Source organism: Williamsia sp. CHRR-6 (genome assembly GCF_018474015.1).
Taxonomy (GTDB): Bacteria; Actinomycetota; Actinomycetes; order Mycobacteriales; family Mycobacteriaceae; genus Williamsia_A.
Genome location: NZ_JAHCSG010000005.1, coordinates 360,600 through 379,883 on the forward strand (window position 1 = coordinate 360,600; position 19,284 = coordinate 379,883).

The following is a 19,284-nucleotide window of genomic DNA, read 5'->3' on the forward strand; positions in this document are numbered from 1 at the left end:
TGTGAGCGTTGCTCGACCAGTGCGTGCGCTGTGCGGCCGATCGCGTGACAGAGCCGGTTCGGCACCGGGCGTCACAGCGGCGGGTTCACCCTGATGTTGCCGCTACTGGAGGGTGCGCGCCAGGAGGGCTTGGAGTTCGGCGAAGCTGCGCTCGGCACCCGCCTCCTGATACATGCTGGTGTCAGCCATCGAGTAGCCATGCGGCGCATCCGGGTAGATCTCGTTGGTGGCGCGCACCCCGGCAGCAGCCAGTGCCTCACCGAGGGCGGCGACGTTGTCCGGGGTCATCGACCCGTCGTTGTCGGCGTGGCCGTAAACGAACTCGGCCCGCGCGGTCGCCAGCGACAGATGCGGACTGTCGGGCTCGTCGGTCACCAGCCCGCCACCGTGGAAACCCGCGGCCGCCACCACCGATTCGGGGTGAGCACCCGCGTACCGGGTGATCAGACGAGCGCCCATGCAGTAGCCCACCGTTCCCACCGAAGTGCCCTGCACTGCAGGCAAACCCACCAATGTTTGGTGATAGACCTCGATGTCTGCGTTCACCAGATCGGCGGTCAGTCGGCTCAGGCGCGGACCGACCGCGGCGAAAAGCTTCTCCCGCTCTCCCGGTGCCCGCAGATCGGCGGTGGGCATCAGGTCAGCAACGGTGCCTTCGCGGTAGAAGGTGTTGGGAGACAGGACCACGTACCCCCATGTTGCGATGCGTTGAGCCATGGTGGCGATCTGGGGGCGCAGCCCGATGGCGTCCATGAACAGCAGCACACCAGGGCCAGACCCAGATGGGGGAGTGGCGACATGGGCTTCGACGGTGCCGCCGGGGGCGGCGAAGGTGATCAGATCCATACCCGACAACCTACGCGCGGCTAATCATCACGGGCTGGCGCAGGATGGTCCTCAGCTTCTCCGGCGCAGTTCGACGGGCATCACTGAGGTAGATCTCGTGGTGGCGCCCGGTCATGGTCAGACCGTGGTTCGGGATGTACTCATCATGCAGTCGACGCAGGGTCTGCGCCTCGTCGTCATAGGGTCCGACATGCAGCACCTGCACGCAGCGACCCTCAGACAAGATGTTGTGGCGCAAGCGGTCCAGCTGCGGTGCAGCACCTTTCGCGCGCACCGCGGCGATCGAATCGTCGATCAGACCGACCGATATCCAGTCGGGCACCATGCTGAGCAGCGTCCAATCCCATTCAGTCTTGTCGCGGTGCACGGTGAACGAGTCCATGTCAGCCGCCCACCACAGCGCTTCCAGTGGCGGGACCACATAGTCCCTGTCGAGAGACCGTTTGCTGGCGAACTTCACCGCGTAGGCGACGGGGTAGACCGCCGCGATCGCCTCTGCGTACGCCGCCGACGTGTTGGGGTCGCCGTGGCCGTCGATCATAAGGTAGCGACGGTCTGGAACCTCGATCTGGGCGAAACAGGTGGTGGCACGGTAGGTCTGACAGCTTCGCTTGAAGTCGATTGAGGCGCTCATGTCACTCCTGCGCAACCACGGCTGCGGTCAGAGTGCGCAGCAGCCCGGGCACCGCCTCCAGGAGTCGACGGTGCCGCGCGTCCAGCGATCGCGACGCCAGCGCGATGGCTCCCGCACGTGCAGTGCGTTCCGACTCGACGAGACGACGCCCGGCAGGAGTGAGCGATGTGCGGCTACCGCGAGCATCGGTGGGATCGGGGGCCCGCGAGACCAGTTCTGCAGCTTCGAGTTCGATGATCATCGACCGCATGCTCTGGTGGCGGACACCGCGTTGGCGCGCCAGTTCGGCGATGCTGCACGCATCGCTGCGCGCGAGCAGACCCAGCGTGTCCAGTTGGCCAGAACCGATGCGATCAGACCGATGACGGACCGCGCGAACGAACTCTCCGACGGCCTCGCGCAGCTCATCGGCCTGGTCGAGTTCGACTGCCGACACCGACGACTCACCAGTGCTCACACCCCACATCGTACAGCCAAACTGCATTTCCGCATATACAGTTATCCTGTACATCTAGCGAAAGTGGAACCCCTGCATGCGACTCACCAAACACACACATGCCACCGTCACCCTGAGCAAGGGTGACGCCACGCTGCTCATCGATCCGGGCGCGTTCACCAGCGACGCCGCGGAACTGATCGCGGCCGCCGAAGCCATCCTCATCACCCATGAGCATTTCGACCACATCGATGTAGACGCCGTGCGAGCAGGATTGCAGGCACGGCCGGAATTGCACATCCACGGTCCGGAGTCCGCACTCGGCGCACTGACCCAGTTCGGCGATCGCGTGCACGCTGTCGCCGCCGGAGATCGTTTCACCACAGCAGGATTCGATGTGCGCGTGTTCGGAGAGCAGCACGCAATGATCCACCCCGAGATCCCCTGCGTCCACAACATCGGCTACCTGATCGACAGCGCCGTGCTACATCCCGGCGATGCCTACCTCGTGATCGACGAGCCGGTGGACACGTTGCTGGTCCCGACCAGCGGGCCGTGGACCACGATGGGCGATGCGATCGAGTACGTGCGCAGCGTCAAGCCGCGCCAGAGCATCCAGATCCACGACGTGATGCTCAGCGAGGTCGGTATCCGCTCGGCAGGCATGTTCTTGGGTCAGGACAGCCTCACGCAAACCACGCTCCTCACACTGGAACCGGGCGAGTCGGTAACGATCTGACTGCGAAAAATGGTCAGTCCAAGCAGAATTCGTTGCCCTCGACGTCACGCATCACTATGCATGCCTCGTCGACGCCTGATGCGGGGAGCAGTTCCACCCGCTGCGCGCCCTGGTCGACCAGACGCGCACACTCGGCTTCCAATGCGTCAACGCGTTCCTGCCCGACCAATCCGGTGCCAACTCGGACGTCGAGGTGCAGCCGGTTCTTGACCACCTTTCCTTCCGGCACCCGCTGGAAGAACAAGCGCGGCCCAACACCGGCGGGGTCCTGGCATGCGAACGCGGACCCCTGGATGTCGAGCGGGAGAACCGCGTTGAACGCCGCCCACGAATCGAATCCGGACGGGGGAGCAGGGATCTCGTATCCAAGTGCGGCGCACCAGAATCGTGCCACCTTCTCGGGTTCGGCGCAGTCAAACGTCACCTGCACAGTTCGCGCTGCTGTCATCGAACGACGATAGCCCGACTCGCAGCGGCCGCGGCGACGATCGAAGCGATTACGGTGTCGGCGTGGAAATCATCGCGACCAGACAGCGAAAGCAACCCGCCCCCGCCTGGGTGGTCTTCGACGACCTGTCCAACCCTAATCGGACGTCCGGCCGCGAGTGGTTACACCTCCTCGACGACGAGATCGCACCGCGGATCCTGCAATTCCACCGACCCGACACGGTCACCTGGTCGTCGATCTGGATCAAGCGCCCCGACGCAAGGAGCGTTTTCGAACTGTCCGACGCCGGCGGCGAGACAGCGCTGCGCTGGTCGCTGCTGGTCATTCCGCCTACACCCGAGGAGCAGTTGTTCCGCAACATGTGCCAGCGGATCGGCGAGCTCATCAACGCCAACCTCCGCTATACCTACGGTCAATGAACCCCGGACGCCACAGAGGCAGAGAGGATTTCGCTTGGTGAAAGCATCGGGCGGCCAGAACGGGGCAGCGAGTAGCGTCATGCGGCATGGGAAACCTCACTTTCAGCCTCAACCTCACCCTCGACGGTTGTGTTGATCATCGGGAAGGTATCGCCGACGAGGAGACCCACGCCCACTTCACCCGCCTGATGAACGACGGGGGAGCGATGCTGTGGGGTCGCATCACCTACGAGATGATGGAGAGCTACTGGCCGGCGGTCGCGCGGGGCGACGTGGAAGCCTCCGACGCCGAGCGCGAGTGGGCGAGAAATCTGAACGTGAAACCGAAATACGTTGTGTCCACGACCCGAAGCACGTTTCCGTGGGCCAACAGCCATCACCTCAGCGGCGACCTGCGCACTGCGGTGCAGGCGTTGAAGGATGCGACTCCGACCGGTGTCCTGCTGGGTAGCGGGATGCTGGCAACTGAACTCGATCGCCTCGACCTCATCGACGACTACCAGTTCCTGATCCAACCGCGCATCGTCGGCCACGGCCCAACGCTGTTTCAACGCGGGCTGCCCAGCACTCGCGCACTAGATCTGGTCTCCGCAACCACGTTGAGGAGCGGGATCATCGCGGTGCACTATCGACGCGTCCGCGAGCGATGATCAATTGGCGATACCCAGCACCGAACCGATGAGTTCCGATTTTGCAGCGCTGTACGCCGCCGCATAGTCCGCGACCAACGAACCCGCCTCGCCCACCATGCACCTCCCCGACAATCACACCAGCATAGAACCTGTGTTCGAATTGCCTCCCTCAGGGCTCACGAGGCAAGGCAGGCAGCAGACCCAAAATGTTCATCGTTACGGCCCCCAGCCCAGCATGGATGCGAAGGCTGTGATCTCTTGTTCGATTGCCACGCGGTGCTGCGGTTCCCGCCACCACCGGCCCCACATTTCGCCAGCCGCGCTGAGAGCGGCTATCAGCGGACCACCAACGACCACGCGATCCTGGCTGTAACGACCAGCATTGTCGTGCCACAGGTAAGCGCCGACTGCTGGATGGACGAACCCGTCCGAGATTCGCGCCGACCACATACGGCTATGGACGCGCCAACCCGCGGCGGCACGCCCGTCACCAAGATCGCCACCGAGACTTGAGTACAGCTCATCGCGTAGCTGGGCCTCCTCACCAGGCAACTCCAAAGACCCCGGGATGGGCGGAATTCGCCGCCACCGAGACACGATTCGATCGACGTGGTCGGAGACCGAGGGCGGTATCAAAGTTACCGGCTGACCAATGGCAGCCGCGTCCCGTTGGCGCGCGGCCCTCAGGCGTTCACAAGCAAACGAAAACGAGTCCGCAGCCCCGTCATCCCTGGCCCACTGCGTTGCCTGGAAAACGAAGCTGTCGAACGCCTCTCGCTGGATCGGCACCTGGCGGCGCAGGGCCTCAACCGCCTCGGGAGACTGCCCCTTCGATAGCAGCGAAACGACCGACGTCTCCACTTCGGCGATATACACCCCGCTCTGGCTCACCAGCCGAGACTATGGCCAGATCCATGATCCCGCCTTTCACGTGTCCGTTCCCGATGTCGACATCGGCGACGAAGCGTTGCCGACGCCGTAAGCGGTCGGAGAAACGGGTCGACGCACGCGTCAACGAAATGTGTACTTATAGGCACCGATGAGTTGGTCCGCCTCGGGGCTCAGGAAGAACGCCCAGTGACCATCATCGAACTCGAAGCTTCCGGTCAGGACGTCGTCAGCGCAACCGCACGTTCACCAGCCACTTTCGACCACTACCTGACATAATGCATCTTATCGGCGATTGCCGTGACAGCGTCAAGCTAACTGGTCAGGACGAGATGCTCCTGCGTCTGCTGGCCGCGCCAGCGCACTTCGGCGAGGCCGACGTCGTGACGCAACTTTCGCCGATGCGCTGGCCCAGCGGGCTGCCCGCACCAACTGATCACCCCGATAAGGCGCTCCACCAGCGGACCGCGGTCGTCGAACCGGACGACGGTTACCCACCAGATGGCCTCGGCCATCCAACTCATGCCTCGCCAACATAACGTCGTCATGCGCACTCAAAACGTCACTGTGACGTTTCGAGCTAGGCGCTGAGGGGCAACCCATGGTTCTGCAAGCGTCGCCTTCTAGCAACGCCACGCCTCAAAAGCCCATTCGACTCAGAATATTTGCATTGCCCGCCGGCCTGTATGGCGGAAGCGCCCTATATTCCTCTTCACTACATTCACATTCTTGCCCCATCAGGTTGACCTTGTATCTACCACCTGACGAGCCATACACAAAAAAGACCTCCCGATACACTTTCTTTTCTTCAATATCAGCGCTGCCGACAATCCGCCAATCTCCTTCAAGTCTTCTATCAAAAAGTGAATAGCTGTCGAGCACGTCATAGAAAGAAACACCGGAATTTGCCCAGTTCTCCCAAAGAACGGGCTCGTCCAGGGGGGAGGGATAGAACTCCGCGGAGTGACCTACGCTTACCTTTGATATCACTCGTCCACAACCGAACTTACCGGACGGCAAAAGAAAGCAGAAGAAGTCTCCGGGCTTTATGAAACGCAGCATAGTCCGCTTTTTCTTCTCCCAGCTATAACGTTTTGCACCGTCGCTCATCCTCTGCCTCACGATACGGTTAACTCGGCTGATCAGATTATCGAGCACTTTATCACAACAATGCATATGCCTCGCAGCCAACACGCAATTTTGGCTGTAGACGCATCGATTCACTCATCCGTGTGCGACGCTCGCAGGAGGCACGTCGACCTACGGGAGGCACCATGACGCGACAACCCATCCAGATTGCGATCGTCGTCTATCCGGGGATGACGGTCCTCGACATCGCCGGACCCTATGAGGTCCTGCGCTTCATCCCGAGATCAGAGGTGCGTTTCGTCTGGACCGAGCCTGGGCCGGTCGTCGCCGACAGCGGCGTGTTGATCATGGCGGCCACCCATTCGTTCGACGAGACACCCACGCCGGACATCGTTCTGATCGGCGGGTCCGGCACCGCTAGCGCCAGCATCACCAAGAACACCGAGCTGATCGATTGGCTGACACGGGTCCACCAGCAGGCCACCTGGACCGCCGGCGTTTGTACCGGATCAATCGTCCTCGCGCACGCGGGTCTGCTGGCCGGTCAGTCGGCCACAACGCACTGGTCTCAGCTTGCAGTCCTCGACAGCCTCGGCGTCAGGGCAGTCGATGATCAGCGAATCGTGCAGGCGGGCAGGGTGGTCACCGGTGCAGGCGTGTCAGCTGGCATCGATCTCGCTCTGTGGCTGGTGGGCAAGGTGGCGGGCGATCCGGTCGCGCGCGCTGCGCAGCTGCTGATCGAATACGACCCGCAGCCGCCCTACGACAGCGGAAGCCTCGCGAAAGCAGATGCCACCACCCGTCGTGCTGCCGCCGCGATCGTCAGCCGCGAAGCGGCACAGCTCGCTCTCAAAGAACCGGCCGATCTACTCCGTGAATCGGCGGCCCTGTCGGGCACGGTCTGGCGCATCGCGATCAGCCGCGCACGCCGTCGATTCTCGGGTCGCCGTCGGATCCCGTAAACGACCTCCGTACCGAAGGCCGACGTGCTGCTGATACCTCGGTCAAGTGGTGCGATGCGCTGCACCTGTCACGTCCCACAGATGATGGATCGGGTCGTGCACAAAATAGCGGCCCAACGACTCCACCGTGAACACGCTGCCGTCGCCGCGTCGTCCGGTCCGCGAACGGGCACCCTCAGGTACCGCCTCGAATGCAGCAGCCGCGCCGCGTCCTTCGCTGATGAGTTGTTGCAGAACGACTTCCGGATCCTGATCGTTGTAACGCTCGGCAACGGCGGTCGCGTCCTGATCCCAGTTCTCGAACAACGGGTCGACCTCCACCGACATCAAGGCCAGCCGCCGAGCAAAGATGTGGAAGACATCGCGCACATGCGCCGCGTATTCCAGCGGCGACCACGTCGAATCGTTGGGCCGCACACGTGGATCCGATACCGACAGGGCTGACTCCCACCCGGAGACATTCGTCATCACCAGATCAGGGATATCTCTGAAATCGATCGCCGACGCATCGAATCCGCAGTCATCACAACCTTTTTCCAGGACCCAGGTCCAGTTCTTGGTGTCCGGCTCGATCGGCATGCGACGAACACTAATGATCGTTGTGCATCATGGACAAGTCCCATCGCGACGCCCGGGCTGATGCGATGATCCATCCATGACAGCCACGCCCATCACGGAGTTCCGACACGAGTCATTCATCTTCGACGTCACCGATTCCGGCCCGCTCGACAGCCCCGGATCCAACGGGATTCCCGTAGTCCTGCTGCACGGATTCCCCCAGAACCGGCAGTCGTGGCGACGCGTCACCGCAATCCTCAACGACTCCGGCATCCGCACATTGGCACCCGATCAGCGTGGGTACAGTCCCCGCGCCCGACCCCGCGGACGCTGGAACTACACGACACCCACACTGGCAGCCGACGTCGCCGCCCTCATCGACACCCTCGGCGGCCCGGTGCATCTGGTGGGACACGACTGGGGCGCATCGATCGGGTGGGCGGCCGCAGCCTCCTATCCGGAACGGATTTCGTCCTACACCGCAGTGTCGGTACCGCACCCCGGCGCATTCATCTGGGCTGTGCGCCACTCAGATCAGGCCCGACGATCGTGGTACATGCTGGCATTCCAGGTCCCGTTCATCCCCGAACTCCTCATGCCGCGTGGCACCACCTTCGAAAAGACCATGCATGCAAGCGGACTCGACGCCGAGAGCACCGCGATCGTGCGCGCCGCAGTGATGGACACCCCCGCGTTGGGCAAGGCGCTCAACTATTACCGGGCACTCCCCCTGTCCGGGAAGCCGATCGGCCGGGTTTGTGTACCCACCACCCATATCTGGGGTGAGCACGACACCTACCTCAGCCGCGCCGGAGCCGAGGCAACGGCACGCTTCGTCGCCGGCGACTACCGTTTCGTGGCCATCCCCGACGGCAACCATTGGCTACCCGAGAACAGTGCCACCGAGGTGGCAGCAGAGATCGTCAACCGCGTAAGGAACGAACAGCGCTGAACCACAGCTTGATTCGTCAGTTCTTCCGAACATCAGGCAGGCGCTCGAGCCAGCAGATATCCCGCCGGCCCCCTGGCGATGGAGTCGCCGCGGTGCGGCCCGTCCACCTGGAGTCCGGCTGCACGCAGCTCATCGACATGACGCGACACGCCCGGAAAATCGGCGATCACTGCGATGCCGCCCGGCCGCAGCACCCTGGCAATCTCACGGCACGCCACCGCCAGACCGCCGTCGACAGCAATGTTGTGCAGGCAGAACACACTGCCCACAACGTCGACCGAGTCATCCGGGAGCGGCAGAGCCACGGCATCAGCGGTCGTGACCACGATGCGCTCGGCCACCCCATGACGCCGAGCGTTGAGGCGCAGCGCAGCTGAGCTGTTGCCGGTGAGATCCTTGTCGCTCCACACATCCACTGCGACAACAATTCCGCTGCTCAGGCGCTTGTGCTGCCGTCACGGCGACGAGTCCGCGGCCTGACCCGATGTCGAGAACCACCTCACCCCCACGAAGCCAGCGAACACGCCAGGCGCGTCCAGTCCGAACTCCGGCTGCCGCATCACACCTGTGCTGCCGTCAGCTGTTGGGACCGGTGATCTCCAATGCGATGTTGTCCGGGTCGCGGAACTCGAGAATCGCGATCCCCGCGGCCCCGAGATCCTTCACGGGTTCATGGGCGATACCGAGCTCATCCAGGGTCGCCGCAGCTGCATGCACCTCGGCCAACGATGACACCGTGAAACTCACATGATCCAAACCCACACGGTTCTCGCTGAATGCGTCGTCACCCGGCGCCACCGGGCGCAGTCCCAACAGCCCGCCACCGAACGCGTAGATCACCCCGCCGAAAAGGAATCCCAACTGCTCACGGGTCGCTGCATCGGCGTCCGGCGCAATCTCGTAGGCGACGTCGAACCCGAACACCTCGTCGTAGAACTTCCGTGACACGGCAATGTCTTTCACGGTGAGTCGCACGTGGTTGTAGTCAGTCACTGGGATCGGCATGGAGGGCCTTTCGACGGCATCGCATCTCTGCATGCGCATCTGCGCATGCACCTAGAGGGTACGCCCCCACACTCGTACCATTGCCCGGCCACCGACCGACCGATGCGCTCACCTTGGGCGCTGCGGATGCCTCCGGTCCGCGGACAGGGTCCAACCCACCTGAAAAAGCCGTCATTGTGGACTGCCTCGTTCGCCCCCGAGCGCGCGGACATCGGGATCGCACGCGAAGGACGGCGTCGTGCCCAACCCTGGCATTCCTGATCGATGAAACCTGCGCGCGCCGACGTGGACATTGCCGGACAACCCCGATTTGGTCTGGCCGAAGAACCCCGCGAAGTATGTGGCGCGCATTCCGCGATCCCCAGCGTGAAAAGCACTCACTGGCAGTAGAACTCGTGCGCCGATACGATCCACCCCGTCGACGGCCAGCCTGCCGATCTCCACCGGGCGCAGCGAATCCTGGCCCGCTCACACGGTTTTGCCGGGTGGTCGGCGTTACGGGAGCACCTGGCGCTGCGGGAGCACGACACCCGCCCCATGGAAACGGCCGACGCTGCCGACTCCCCCGCCGAACGCCTTCCGGTCGCGAGCGCTTGCGTGCTGCTGCAGGCCGGTGCCGATCCCAACGTCGGGTTCCTGTGGAAGGGACTGCCATCGCCGTTCACCGCACTCACGGGTGCCTTCGGCGGCGACATGTGTCGGTGGCTCCTCGAACACGGTGCCGACCGCAGCGCCATCGACACCCGTTTCCATGCCACCGCGGCAGGCTGGGCGGCGCACGCCGGACACGCTGAACTGTCCGAGGAATTGTCACCCACCTGATTCGGCCAGGAAGCTGTCAGCGCGTCGCCAGCGCCACCCGCAGATCGGCGGTGCCGACACCCCGCGTCAGCGCCCGCAGCACCACGTAACAACCCAACCCGGACAGACCCAGACTCGCCGCGAACATCATCGGATATCCGAACCCCTGCGCCACCACGGCGGCCACCACACCTGCCACCCCCTGCGCCACCACCACCGCGCTGGCCAACAGGGTGAAATCGCTGCCGGCATAACGGGGCTCAGCCGCATCCATCATCAACGAGAAGACCACCACCGTGGCGGCCCCACCCAACACGTGTTCGGTGACGCTGGCTGCCACGATGAGACCTACCCCACCGATGCCGACCGAGGAGAGAATGTAAAGGCTCAGTGCCGCCGTCTGCGCCACCCCGCCCAGGAGCAATGCCCGGCGCCGCCCGTAGCGATGGGCCAGCCACGCACCCACCCCCGCACCGGCGATCGCCGATACCGACGACAAGCCGCCGTCGATGAATGCGATTGTGCCTATGGACAATCCCCGATCGGACAGGAAGGGCCCGATGAGCGCCGATCCCATCGAGTTGCCGAACTTGTAGCAGGCCACCAGCGCGACCACCGTCACCATCCCCGGGCGTCGCAGCCGGTGCCACCACATGACCGCCATCTGCGCGGGGCGCGGACGATCGGCGGACCTGCCTCCTGCATCAGCTCGCGCCGCATGCGATCGCAACAGCCACACTGGGATTATCGCCGCGAGCAGCAGCACGGCCATCACCACGAACAGTGGCCGCCATCCCGCAACACCATAGAGCCACAGCAACATTCCCCCACCGACCACCATCCCGATGCGGTAGGCACCCACCTGGATGCCGTTGCCGATGCCTTTGTCGGCCACGCCGAGCAGCCGCACCGCCATGCCGTCGGTCACCACGTCCTGGGTGGCTGAGAACAGGTTGATCACGGCCACACCCAGGAAGAGCCAGGCGAATGTCGTCGACACATCGGCTGCGGCCAACGCCAGCGCGGTGGCCGCACAGGCGAGTTGCAATCCGATGAGCCACCGACGACGGGTGCCGTACCGGTCGACGTAGGGCGCCCACAGGAACTTCAGCGCCCACGGCAAGAACAGCACGCCCGTGGCGCTGATGGTGATCAGCGAATATCCACTGCGCCGCAACACCACCGGCAGGGCTTGGGTGAAGAAGCCGAACGGAAGCCCTTGAGCGAAGTACAGGCCGCCGAGCAGCACAAACGTCCCCGCCGTGAACGACGCAGGTGGCCGCCACCTGCCCGGCCAGTTCACGGTGCGACCGAGTCGAGCCACCGGTAGGCGTCGTCGCGGGTTCGGCAGTGGATCAAGCGGACCCCCGGATTGGCCTGCACAGCGGCTGGTACAAGTCGACGGTACTTGTCACGGTGGCGCCACGCGTAGCGCAGGATGTGTTCGGAGTCGGTGAGCACCGATGTCAACGGCGGCTCGATGTTGCCGTTCCACAACACTTCTCGGCGCGCAGACCGCATCAAGGTGCGCCGCAGCAAGGCACCGTAGCTCTGCCAGATCGGCACATCGAGCCAGACGATGACGCTCGCGCGGGCAGCCACAGCATCGCGAACAGAGCCGTAGCCGTATTCGAACACCCAGCGCGGTCGCGCGATGAACGCGGCCACGTCGTCGACGAAGTCGCAGCGAGGAGTCCAATCAGGTCCGTGGAACAGGCTGTCGATCTCGACGAACGGGAGCTCGAGCCGCTGCGCAACAACGCGACACAACGTGGTCTTGCCCGAGCCGGAGCTACCGGCGACCACAATCCGCTCAGGACACTCGCTCACCGAAACCGCTGATCGATCGCCGCGAGGACTTCGCGCGCCATCGCCTGCTCGCCGGCTGCATTGGGATGCAGTTGCGCGGCCCGACCGTACGAGATCAGCGGTTCGATCCACCGCACGTTCTCGGGCGCACAACTGTCGCGCCCCCGTGAGGCAACCGACATGTCGACAAAGGTCGTCCCCGTCGCTGCTGCGGCGGCGCGGATCACCCCGTTGAGGGTGGCCTGCAGACGTTGCAGATACGGAAAGTCGCTAGGCGCAATGGGGTTGAGCAGACAGTTGCCGCCGGACGGAAGGATCCCGGGATAACCGACGACGAAAACTCGGGCACGCGGGGCGCGGGCGTGCACGGCGCGCAGCACTGCGGTGACCGCAGGTCCGGTCCGGGTGAGGACCGGTCGGGCCAGAGTGTCGCCGTAGCGACGCTCACATGGTGCCTGCGTGGTGGGCGCGGATACGAACGCTGCAACACACGCCTTCACCGAGTTGGCGAACACGTTGTCGTCATTCCCGCCGATCATCAGGGTCACCAGTTGAGTTGCTGGACTCAAAGCGTCGAGCTGCGGCCGCGTCCCCGGAAGCTGCCGCAGGTACATGTGTTTCGTCGCTGCGCTGCCACAGCTCACGTCGGTGAGCAGATAGCCGCGCGCAGCGGCGATGACGTGCGCGTAGTTGCGACTCGACTGGCGGCACTGGGCAACGAACCCGGCCCGTTTCGGGGGCACGAGGGCACCGGCACTGTAGCTGTCGCCGAGGTTCACGTATTGCACAGGAGCCGCCGATGCGGTCGGCGCGGCGACGATGGAGGCCACCACGGCCACAACTGTCGCGAGCACGCCGGCGAGATGTCGAGGCCGGGCGATCTGTGTGGGCACGGGCACGACGCTATCAATTCGCCCTCACCATGGTGACACCAGAAGACGACAGCTGCCCCCGACCGCAGTCGGGGGCAGCTGACCGTCAGGTCAAGACGTGTGGATCAGCCGATGCTGAACGGCTTGCCGTAGAAGGTGACCTGCTTGTCAACGTTCGAGGTACGCACCCGGATGACTGCGAACGAACGGGCCTGGGCGTAACCGGCGCAGCCGGTGAGCTGTAGCTGGCTGTTGACGTAGCTCAGCTTGGCGTTGGTGGTCTCGTAGTCCACGTTGGTGGTCTGCTGCTGCTGACCGAAGTCATCAGCCTTCTCCACGTTGTTGATGAAGTACGAGGTGGCCTGTCCGGCACCGAGGGTGATCGATCCGGCCGAGGTGGCGCCGCCGGTGATCGCGTTGACACCGGTGGCCGAGGTGATCGCATCCTGGCCCGAGACACCCGGGGTGACCGAGGTACCCGTGATCGACACCTGGCATCCGACGATGTAACCGGCGCCGATGCGGATCTTGGCCTTCTTGCTGGTGGTCACCTGGTACTTGGCCGACACCTGGGCGGCGCGGTGCAGCGGGGTGGCACCCAACGACGGAGCGATGATGGCCCGCTCGTTGACGCGCGAGATGGAGATCTTGGTGCCGTCGGGCAGGGTCTGGCTTTGCACCTGGGACGGCAGCTTGAGGAGTACGTCGGCCGAAGCCGAGCCCTGCGCCAGCAGGGCCGCGGCCACGGCGACAACAGCGCTGGAGCCCGCGACCGCGACGATGCGACGCGAACCGTGAAGAGAGGTGATCATTGAATCCCTTTGTTTCTCAGTGAGTCTGATGGAAGTGTCGGTCAGCCGATGGGGAAAGGCTTGCCGTACAGGGTCACCTTCTGGTGGTTGTCTCCGGTGGTCTCGATCACCGAGTACGAGCGGGCCTGGGCGTAGCCAGCGCAGTTCTGCACCTGCAGCTGGGCGCGGTCGTAGGACAGGTAGTAGGTGCCCGCCTTCTCGAGGTTGCGGGTGTTGAGCACCACGAAGTTGACCTGACCGGGAGCCAACGGAACCTGCAGGGTGGAGCCGCCGGTGATGGTCACACCGGTGGTGGTCAGGTTGAAACCGCTGGTTCCACCGAACACCAGGTTGTTGACCTGGATCTGGCAGCCGATGATGTAGCCGACGGTGACGGTCGCCGCCGCGCCGGTGGTCTCGGCACTGTTGGTGCCCGGCAGTGCGGTCTCGCCCGCGGCGCCGCGGTTGGGGCCTGCCTTCTTGGTGGGCAGCTTGGGGGCGTAGACGGTGATGTCGGCCGAGACCCACGCGTTGCGCCCGATCCCGTTGGCCGCCAACGACGGAGAGATCTGCACCTTCTCGTGCGTGCGGGTGATGGCGAGATCGTCGCCCTTGGCCGCACCGTTGGGCAGCTTGATGAAGGTATCGGCGTTGGCCGCACCCTGGGAGACCAGTCCGACTGCGGTGGCACCGACCATGGCCATCGTCCCCAGCGAAGCAGCTCGCCGCAACGCGGTGGAGTTCTTGCTCATTGATTCCTCTTTCGGACGTTCACGATCCCCGGGTGTGGCCCGGGAGATCTCCTCGATGCGTGACATGAAAGCGTCGGGCAACGCAGGTGCGCCGCCGACCAGGGAGCAGCGTCAGCGAGTGATGTGAACGCGGCGTTAATGGGAGCAGGTGGGTTCACCTCGTTCACCCGTCGCGCCGATGAATTCCGACTTTCGCCTCGAAGTTCTTGTCGAGGCTAGGAAAGCATTACTGTCCGTTGACTTTTCGTGTCTGCGTCGGCTGCGTCTCAGAAAGCCGACGTCTGTGTGTCAGACAGATGCTGTTCATCTGCGATGAGTACGCCATCATCCTTCGAGGCGGCCACCGCGGGCCGCGCTGAAGTCGTAAGCGGTCTCCGCGTGCTCGGCGTCGTCGATACCGTCGACCTCGTCCTGGGCGCCCGCGCGCAGTCCGATGGTCGCGCGCACCGCCAATGCGATCACCGCGGTCACCACGATGGCGTACCCGCCGACCGCGAGGACCGCGACCGCCTGGCGCCACAGCTGATCGATCCCGCCTCCATACAGCAGGCCGTCCACACCGGCGGGCGCAGCGCTGCTGGCCACCAGCCCGATCATCAGGGTGCCGATGACGCCACCTACGAGGTGAACACCGACCACGTCGAGCGAATCGTCATACCCGAAACGATATTTCAGCTCGATGGCCAACGAGCTCACTGCACCGGCGACGACCCCGATGGCGATCGCCCCTTCCGGCGCCACCGACGCGCACGACGGGGTGATGGCCACCAGGCCCGCGACAACACCGGAAGCTGCACCGAACGATGTGGCCTTGCCCTGGCGAACCTTTTCCACGACAAGCCAACTCATCATCGACACCGCACCGGCGCCGAGCGTGTTGACCAGCGCCATCGCCGCAGTGCCGTCAGCAGCCAAGGCCGAACCCGCGTTGAAGCCGAACCAGCCCAACCACAGCAGGCCCGCACCCAACATGACGGCGGGCAGGTTGTGGGGCCGCATCGGATCGCGTGGCCACCCGCGCCGAGCCCCGACAACAATCGCCAGCACCAGAGCCGATGCACCCGAGTTGATCTCCACGGCCGTCCCACCCGCGAAGTCGATTGCCTTGAGCTTGTTGACGATCCAGCCGCCATGCTCGGCGGCCAGACCGTCGAAGGCGAACACCCAGTGCGCCACCGGGAAATACACCAGCACCGCCCACGCCGCGGCCACGACCATCCACGCCGAAAAGCGCATGCGGTCGGCCACCGCACCGGCCAACAGTGCGACGGTGACCATTGCGAACCCGGCCTGGAACATCACGAACACCAGCGCCGGCACAGTACCGACCAGCGGGATCGCCGCCTTGGCCGGTTCGGCAGCCGAATAGTTGCCGCCGAACAGGCCGCGTAGACCTGCGAATTGCGTGGGATCGCCGACGAACCCGCCGAGGCTGTCACCGAAGGCCATCGAGTACCCGAACAGCACCCACAGCACCCACACGACCCCGATGGCCGAGAAACACATCATCATCATGTTGAGCACGCTCTTCGCGCGGACCATGCCGCCGTAGAAGAACGCCAGGGCCGGGGTCATCACCAACACCAGCGCGGCACTGATCATGACGAAGGCCGTGTTGGCCGCATCGGGTGTGTCGATGATCGGATAGCTCACCCAGAGCTCCTCTGCTCGTCGGTCGAAAGCGCGACCGTCAAGCTAGCAGGCGGCTCACACCACGACCCGAGCCAGCCGGTCGGCCAGCACCTTGCTGAACCGCGCAGGATCCTTGAGCTCGCCGCCCTCGGCGATCACCGCCATCCCGTAGAGCAGTTCTGCGGTGTCGGCGAGACCGGCTGCGGCCGGGTCCGCGTCGTAGGCGTCCTTCAACGCGGTGACCAGCTGATGTTCGGGGTTGAGCTCAAGGATCCGTTTGGTCGGCGGCAGGAACTGGCCCGACGCGCGGTAGAGCTTCTCCAGTTGCGGCGAGAAGCTGAAGGTATCGCCGACCAGACAGGCCGGGCTGTCGACCAAACGAGTGGACAAACGGGTCTCCGACACCTGCTCGGACAAGGTCTCGGTGAGCCAGGTGGTCAGGCCCGAGAACTTCTCCTCCAGCGCGGTCCGCTGTTCCTCGGCGGCCTTCTTCTCCTCGTCGGTCTTGCCCTCGTCGGAATCGAGGTCAACCTCACCCTTGGCGATGGAACGCAACGGCTTGCCGTCGAACTCCGGTACCGAGGTCACCCACATCTCGTCGACCGGGTCGCCGAGGAGCAACACCTCGATTCCCTTGGCGCGGAACGCTTCCATGTGTGGAGAGCTCTCCATCGCCGCGCGGGACTCGCCGGTGATGTAGTAGATCTCATCCTGGCCCACCGGCATCCGCGAGACGTAATCCGCCAGCGAGGTGGTCTTGTCCGGATCGTGGGTGGACTCGAAGGCCGAGATGCCCAGCAGCGCATCACGATTGTCGGGGTCGTTGAGCAGCCCCTCCTTGATCGCGCGACCGAACTCTGCCCACAGCTTGTCGTAGTCCTCAGGGCGAGTCGACCGGATCTCGCCAATGGTCGAGAGCACCTTCTTGGTCAGGCGGCGCCGGATCGCCCGGATCTGCCGGTCCTGCTGCAGGATCTCGCGAGATACGTTGAGCGACAGGTCAGCAGCATCGACCACACCCTTGACGAAGCGCAGGTACTCCGGGATCAGCTCCTCGCAGTCGTCCATGATGAAGACCCGTTTGACGTAGAGCGAAATACCCGTGGTGCGCTCACGCATGAAGAGATCGAACGGAGCCTGCGACGGGATGAAAAGCAGCGCTTGGTATTCGAAGGTTCCCTCGGCCTTGAGGGCGATCGTCTCCAGCGGCGTGTCCCACGCCTTGGCCACGTGACGGTAGAACTCGGTGTACTCCTCTTCGCTCACCTCGTCCTTCGACCGCGCCCACAACGCCTTCATGGAGTTGAGGGTCTGCGTCTCGACCACCACGGTCTCGTTGTCGTCGTCGTCGGTCTCGGTGCGAGTGACGTCCATGCGAATGGGCCAGGCGATGAAGTCGGAATACTTCTTCACCAGCTGCCGCAGGGTCACATCCGAGGTGTAGTCATGGACGGCGTTCTCGGTGTCCACCGGCTTGAGGGTCAGCGTCACTGCGGTGCCCTGTGGCGCGTCGGTGACGGTCTCGATCGTGTAGGTGCCCTCCCCCGTGGACTCCCAGCGAGTTCCCTCGGTCTCGCCGGCCCGCCTGGTGACCAGCGTGACCTTGTCGGCGACCATGAACGTCGAGTAAAAGCCGATGCCGAACTGCCCGATGAGGTCGGCCGAGGCGGCTGCGTCCTTGGCTTCGGCCAACTTCTGTCGCAGTTCTCCGGTGCCTGATCGCGCCAGGGTCCCGATGAGGCCGACCACGTCCTCACGCGACATCCCGATCCCGTTGTCGCGCACCGTCAGGGTCCGCGCGTCGATGTCGCGTTCGAGAGTTATGTGCAGATCGTCGGTGTCGACCTGAAGGTCCTTGTCCTGGAATGATTCCAAGCGCAGCTTGTCCAGCGCGTCGGAGGCATTGGACACCAGCTCGCGCAGGAAGCTGTCCTTGTTCGAATAGACCGAATGAACCATCAGGTCGAGCAGCTGGCGGGTCTCGGCCTGGAACTCACGTTCTTCGACTGATGCGCTCACGTCGTTCGTTCTCCTCTGTCACTTCTGTCCGGTCACCGACCCCGCGGCCCCTCGCCTCGTTGTCGACACCTGTGATCCGATGCGGGTGCGGCCGTGCGGGTCGGCTCTCGATGATAGCGGCTGTGAGCAGGCCCTCAGCCACAGTGACCGGCCGGCTGGGTCTGCACGAGGCAGGGTGGTCAGTAGGTCCTGCGTACCCCTGATCGCACCCGATGAAGGAGCTCTGTGTCGCATCCCAGCGTGCTGTTCATCCACGCCCACCCCGACGACGAGTCCCTGTGGACCGGCGGCACCCTGGCGCGTGCAGTCGACCTCGGGGCGCAGGTGTCCCTGCTCACCTGCACCTGGACGCCCGGCACTCTGCGCCACCGCGAGCTCGGCCGTGCTCTGCAGGTGTTGGGAGGACCGGAGGCGATCATGCTGGGATACGCCGACATCGGTTTCCCTGAATCCGCTCCGGCCGCAGCACCACTCGCGCAGGCGCCGGTCGATTCGGTGATCCGTCGCATCACCGAGACCATCCGGCGAATCAAACCCGAGGTCGTCATCACCTACGACGCGTTCGGCATCTATGGCCATCCGGACCACATCGCCACCCACCGGTTGGCGTTGGCTGCGGTCGAGGCCGCATCCTGCGCTCCGATGTATCGCGCCCTCGGCGATCCCTGGCAGGTGTCGTCGGTGTACCTCTCCACCCTTCCGACGTCGCTGACCACGTCACTGTGGGAGGTGCTGACCGGGACGGCGCCTCGGGCTGATCAGGTGTTACCCGGCACCCCCGACTCCGAAATCGACCTGGCGCTGGACGTGTCGCAGTGGCGGGACAAGAAGGTCGCCGCCATCGCCTCGCATCGGTCTGAGATCGAACGCAGCCCGGAGTTGACGGCGATGCTCAGCCTCGATCGGCAACGCCTGGACACCGCGCTGTGCACCGAGTGGTATCTACGCCGCGATGTCGTGGGATCCGGGGCCGACCTGGATCTCCGCTGACTGTGCTCCC

General features: G+C 64.3%; 24 protein-coding genes. 7 read left to right on the forward strand and 17 right to left on the reverse strand.

Annotated elements, in window-relative coordinates:
* Positions 1-102 precede the first annotated feature (102 nt).
* From KIK15_RS15445 to KIK15_RS15455, 3 genes are read right to left on the reverse strand one after another with little or no spacing between them, the layout of a single operon-like run.
* On the reverse strand, positions 103-846 hold the full coding sequence (locus KIK15_RS15445) for a dienelactone hydrolase family protein (RefSeq protein ID WP_214245571.1): 744 nt from the start codon (positions 844-846) through the stop codon (positions 103-105).
* Positions 847-856: 10 nt separating this feature from the next.
* Positions 857-1,480, reverse strand: coding sequence for a GyrI-like domain-containing protein (locus KIK15_RS15450; protein WP_214245572.1), 624 nt, complete (start codon positions 1,478-1,480; stop codon positions 857-859).
* 1 nt (position 1,481) lies between these two features.
* A complete protein-coding gene (locus KIK15_RS15455) occupies positions 1,482-1,937 on the reverse strand; it encodes a MarR family winged helix-turn-helix transcriptional regulator (protein ID WP_214245573.1) in 456 nt (151 codons plus the stop codon).
* A gap of 76 nt (positions 1,938-2,013) precedes the next feature.
* On the opposite strand from KIK15_RS15455, the gene KIK15_RS15460 reads away from it, so the two are divergent.
* Positions 2,014-2,655 (forward strand): MBL fold metallo-hydrolase, encoded by a 642-nt coding sequence (locus KIK15_RS15460; RefSeq protein WP_214245574.1) that lies wholly within the window; start codon positions 2,014-2,016, stop codon positions 2,653-2,655.
* Between the two features lie 13 nt (positions 2,656-2,668).
* Here the strand turns inward: KIK15_RS15460 and KIK15_RS15465 are convergent, their stop codons facing one another.
* On the reverse strand, positions 2,669-3,103 hold the full coding sequence (locus KIK15_RS15465) for a VOC family protein (RefSeq protein WP_214245575.1): 435 nt from the start codon (positions 3,101-3,103) through the stop codon (positions 2,669-2,671).
* 62 nt (positions 3,104-3,165) lie between these two features.
* Between KIK15_RS15465 and KIK15_RS15470 the strand changes: the two genes are divergently transcribed.
* Both KIK15_RS15470 and KIK15_RS15475 read left to right on the forward strand, forming a co-directional pair.
* The gene (locus tag KIK15_RS15470) at positions 3,166-3,522 is read left to right on the forward strand and encodes a hypothetical protein (RefSeq protein WP_214245576.1); all 357 of its coding nucleotides are present in this window, start codon (positions 3,166-3,168) and stop codon (positions 3,520-3,522) included.
* A gap of 86 nt (positions 3,523-3,608) precedes the next feature.
* Positions 3,609-4,172, forward strand: coding sequence for a dihydrofolate reductase family protein (locus tag KIK15_RS15475; RefSeq protein ID WP_214245577.1), 564 nt, complete (start codon positions 3,609-3,611; stop codon positions 4,170-4,172).
* A 198-nt stretch (positions 4,173-4,370) separates the two neighbouring features.
* Here KIK15_RS15475 and KIK15_RS15480 read toward each other — a convergent pair whose 3' ends face one another.
* The 3 genes from KIK15_RS15480 to KIK15_RS15490 form a co-directional block, all read right to left on the reverse strand.
* A complete protein-coding gene (locus tag KIK15_RS15480; protein WP_214245578.1) occupies positions 4,371-5,045 on the reverse strand; it encodes a hypothetical protein in 675 nt (224 codons plus the stop codon).
* Between the two features lie 311 nt (positions 5,046-5,356).
* Positions 5,357-5,557, reverse strand: coding sequence for a hypothetical protein (locus KIK15_RS15485; RefSeq protein ID WP_214245579.1), 201 nt, complete (start codon positions 5,555-5,557; stop codon positions 5,357-5,359).
* A 124-nt stretch (positions 5,558-5,681) separates the two neighbouring features.
* On the reverse strand, positions 5,682-6,152 hold the full coding sequence (locus KIK15_RS15490) for an Imm26 family immunity protein (RefSeq protein WP_214245580.1): 471 nt from the start codon (positions 6,150-6,152) through the stop codon (positions 5,682-5,684).
* Between the two features lie 164 nt (positions 6,153-6,316).
* Between KIK15_RS15490 and KIK15_RS15495 the strand changes: the two genes are divergently transcribed.
* Positions 6,317-7,093 (forward strand): DJ-1/PfpI family protein, encoded by a 777-nt coding sequence (locus tag KIK15_RS15495; RefSeq protein WP_214245581.1) that lies wholly within the window; start codon positions 6,317-6,319, stop codon positions 7,091-7,093.
* A 42-nt stretch (positions 7,094-7,135) separates the two neighbouring features.
* Here the strand turns inward: KIK15_RS15495 and KIK15_RS15500 are convergent, their stop codons facing one another.
* Positions 7,136-7,672, reverse strand: coding sequence for a DinB family protein (locus KIK15_RS15500; protein WP_214245582.1), 537 nt, complete (start codon positions 7,670-7,672; stop codon positions 7,136-7,138).
* 76 nt (positions 7,673-7,748) lie between these two features.
* Between KIK15_RS15500 and KIK15_RS15505 the strand changes: the two genes are divergently transcribed.
* Complete coding sequence (locus tag KIK15_RS15505; protein ID WP_214245583.1) at positions 7,749-8,603, forward strand: alpha/beta fold hydrolase; 855 nt, start codon at positions 7,749-7,751, stop codon at positions 8,601-8,603.
* A gap of 32 nt (positions 8,604-8,635) precedes the next feature.
* Here KIK15_RS15505 and KIK15_RS15510 read toward each other — a convergent pair whose 3' ends face one another.
* Both KIK15_RS15510 and KIK15_RS15515 read right to left on the reverse strand, forming a co-directional pair.
* Complete coding sequence (locus tag KIK15_RS15510; protein WP_214245584.1) at positions 8,636-9,019, reverse strand: class I SAM-dependent methyltransferase; 384 nt, start codon at positions 9,017-9,019, stop codon at positions 8,636-8,638.
* A gap of 160 nt (positions 9,020-9,179) precedes the next feature.
* Positions 9,180-9,608, reverse strand: a complete 429-nt coding sequence (locus KIK15_RS15515) for a VOC family protein (protein WP_214245585.1) — start codon at positions 9,606-9,608, stop codon at positions 9,180-9,182.
* Between the two features lie 537 nt (positions 9,609-10,145).
* On the opposite strand from KIK15_RS15515, the gene KIK15_RS15520 reads away from it, so the two are divergent.
* Positions 10,146-10,430 (forward strand): hypothetical protein, encoded by a 285-nt coding sequence (locus KIK15_RS15520; protein WP_214245586.1) that lies wholly within the window; start codon positions 10,146-10,148, stop codon positions 10,428-10,430.
* 16 nt (positions 10,431-10,446) lie between these two features.
* Here the strand turns inward: KIK15_RS15520 and KIK15_RS15525 are convergent, their stop codons facing one another.
* From KIK15_RS15525 to htpG, 7 genes are all read right to left on the reverse strand, one after another.
* A complete protein-coding gene (locus tag KIK15_RS15525) occupies positions 10,447-11,733 on the reverse strand; it encodes an MFS transporter (protein WP_307851920.1) in 1,287 nt (428 codons plus the stop codon).
* The gene (locus tag KIK15_RS15530) at positions 11,709-12,239 is read right to left on the reverse strand and encodes an AAA family ATPase (protein WP_214245587.1); all 531 of its coding nucleotides are present in this window, start codon (positions 12,237-12,239) and stop codon (positions 11,709-11,711) included. Before KIK15_RS15530 ends, KIK15_RS15525 begins: the two co-directional genes overlap by 25 nt.
* Positions 12,236-13,111 (reverse strand): SGNH/GDSL hydrolase family protein, encoded by an 876-nt coding sequence (locus KIK15_RS15535; RefSeq protein WP_307851921.1) that lies wholly within the window; start codon positions 13,109-13,111, stop codon positions 12,236-12,238. Before KIK15_RS15535 ends, KIK15_RS15530 begins: the two co-directional genes overlap by 4 nt.
* Positions 13,112-13,215: 104 nt before the next feature.
* Positions 13,216-13,902, reverse strand: coding sequence for an MspA family porin (locus tag KIK15_RS15540; RefSeq protein ID WP_214245588.1), 687 nt, complete (start codon positions 13,900-13,902; stop codon positions 13,216-13,218).
* A 41-nt stretch (positions 13,903-13,943) separates the two neighbouring features.
* Positions 13,944-14,633: an MspA family porin gene (locus KIK15_RS15545; RefSeq protein WP_214245589.1), complete on the reverse strand. Its 690-nt coding sequence runs from the start codon at positions 14,631-14,633 to the stop codon at positions 13,944-13,946.
* A 324-nt stretch (positions 14,634-14,957) separates the two neighbouring features.
* Positions 14,958-16,286: an ammonium transporter gene (locus tag KIK15_RS15550; RefSeq protein ID WP_307851922.1), complete on the reverse strand. Its 1,329-nt coding sequence runs from the start codon at positions 16,284-16,286 to the stop codon at positions 14,958-14,960.
* Positions 16,287-16,340: 54 nt separating this feature from the next.
* Positions 16,341-18,284: a molecular chaperone HtpG gene (htpG, locus tag KIK15_RS15555; protein ID WP_214245590.1), complete on the reverse strand. Its 1,944-nt coding sequence runs from the start codon at positions 18,282-18,284 to the stop codon at positions 16,341-16,343.
* A gap of 225 nt (positions 18,285-18,509) precedes the next feature.
* On the opposite strand from htpG, the gene KIK15_RS15560 reads away from it, so the two are divergent.
* The gene (locus KIK15_RS15560; RefSeq protein WP_214245591.1) at positions 18,510-19,274 is read left to right on the forward strand and encodes a PIG-L family deacetylase; all 765 of its coding nucleotides are present in this window, start codon (positions 18,510-18,512) and stop codon (positions 19,272-19,274) included.
* Positions 19,275-19,284: the final 10 nt, after the last annotated feature.

What these genes read in the sequence shown, in the direction of transcription:
- KIK15_RS15445 (WP_214245571.1), bottom strand. Translation starts at nt 846, where the DNA reads ATGGATCTGATCACCTTCGCCGCCCCCGGCGGCACCGTCGAAGCCCAT.
- KIK15_RS15450 (WP_214245572.1), bottom strand. Translation starts at nt 1,480, where the DNA reads ATGAGCGCCTCAATCGACTTCAAGCGAAGCTGTCAGACCTACCGTGCC.
- KIK15_RS15460 (WP_214245574.1), top strand. Translation starts at nt 2,014, where the DNA reads ATGCGACTCACCAAACACACACATGCCACCGTCACCCTGAGCAAGGGT.
- KIK15_RS15465 (WP_214245575.1), bottom strand. Translation starts at nt 3,103, where the DNA reads ATGACAGCAGCGCGAACTGTGCAGGTGACGTTTGACTGCGCCGAACCC.
- KIK15_RS15475 (WP_214245577.1), top strand. Translation starts at nt 3,609, where the DNA reads ATGGGAAACCTCACTTTCAGCCTCAACCTCACCCTCGACGGTTGTGTT.
- KIK15_RS15485 (WP_214245579.1), bottom strand. Translation starts at nt 5,557, where the DNA reads ATGGCCGAGGCCATCTGGTGGGTAACCGTCGTCCGGTTCGACGACCGC.
- KIK15_RS15490 (WP_214245580.1), bottom strand. Translation starts at nt 6,152, where the DNA reads ATGAGCGACGGTGCAAAACGTTATAGCTGGGAGAAGAAAAAGCGGACT.
- KIK15_RS15495 (WP_214245581.1), top strand. Translation starts at nt 6,317, where the DNA reads ATGACGCGACAACCCATCCAGATTGCGATCGTCGTCTATCCGGGGATG.
- KIK15_RS15500 (WP_214245582.1), bottom strand. Translation starts at nt 7,672, where the DNA reads ATGCCGATCGAGCCGGACACCAAGAACTGGACCTGGGTCCTGGAAAAA.
- KIK15_RS15505 (WP_214245583.1), top strand. Translation starts at nt 7,749, where the DNA reads ATGACAGCCACGCCCATCACGGAGTTCCGACACGAGTCATTCATCTTC.
- KIK15_RS15515 (WP_214245585.1), bottom strand. Translation starts at nt 9,608, where the DNA reads ATGCCGATCCCAGTGACTGACTACAACCACGTGCGACTCACCGTGAAA.
- KIK15_RS15520 (WP_214245586.1), top strand. Translation starts at nt 10,146, where the DNA reads ATGGAAACGGCCGACGCTGCCGACTCCCCCGCCGAACGCCTTCCGGTC.
- KIK15_RS15540 (WP_214245588.1), bottom strand. Translation starts at nt 13,902, where the DNA reads ATGATCACCTCTCTTCACGGTTCGCGTCGCATCGTCGCGGTCGCGGGC.
- KIK15_RS15545 (WP_214245589.1), bottom strand. Translation starts at nt 14,633, where the DNA reads ATGAGCAAGAACTCCACCGCGTTGCGGCGAGCTGCTTCGCTGGGGACG.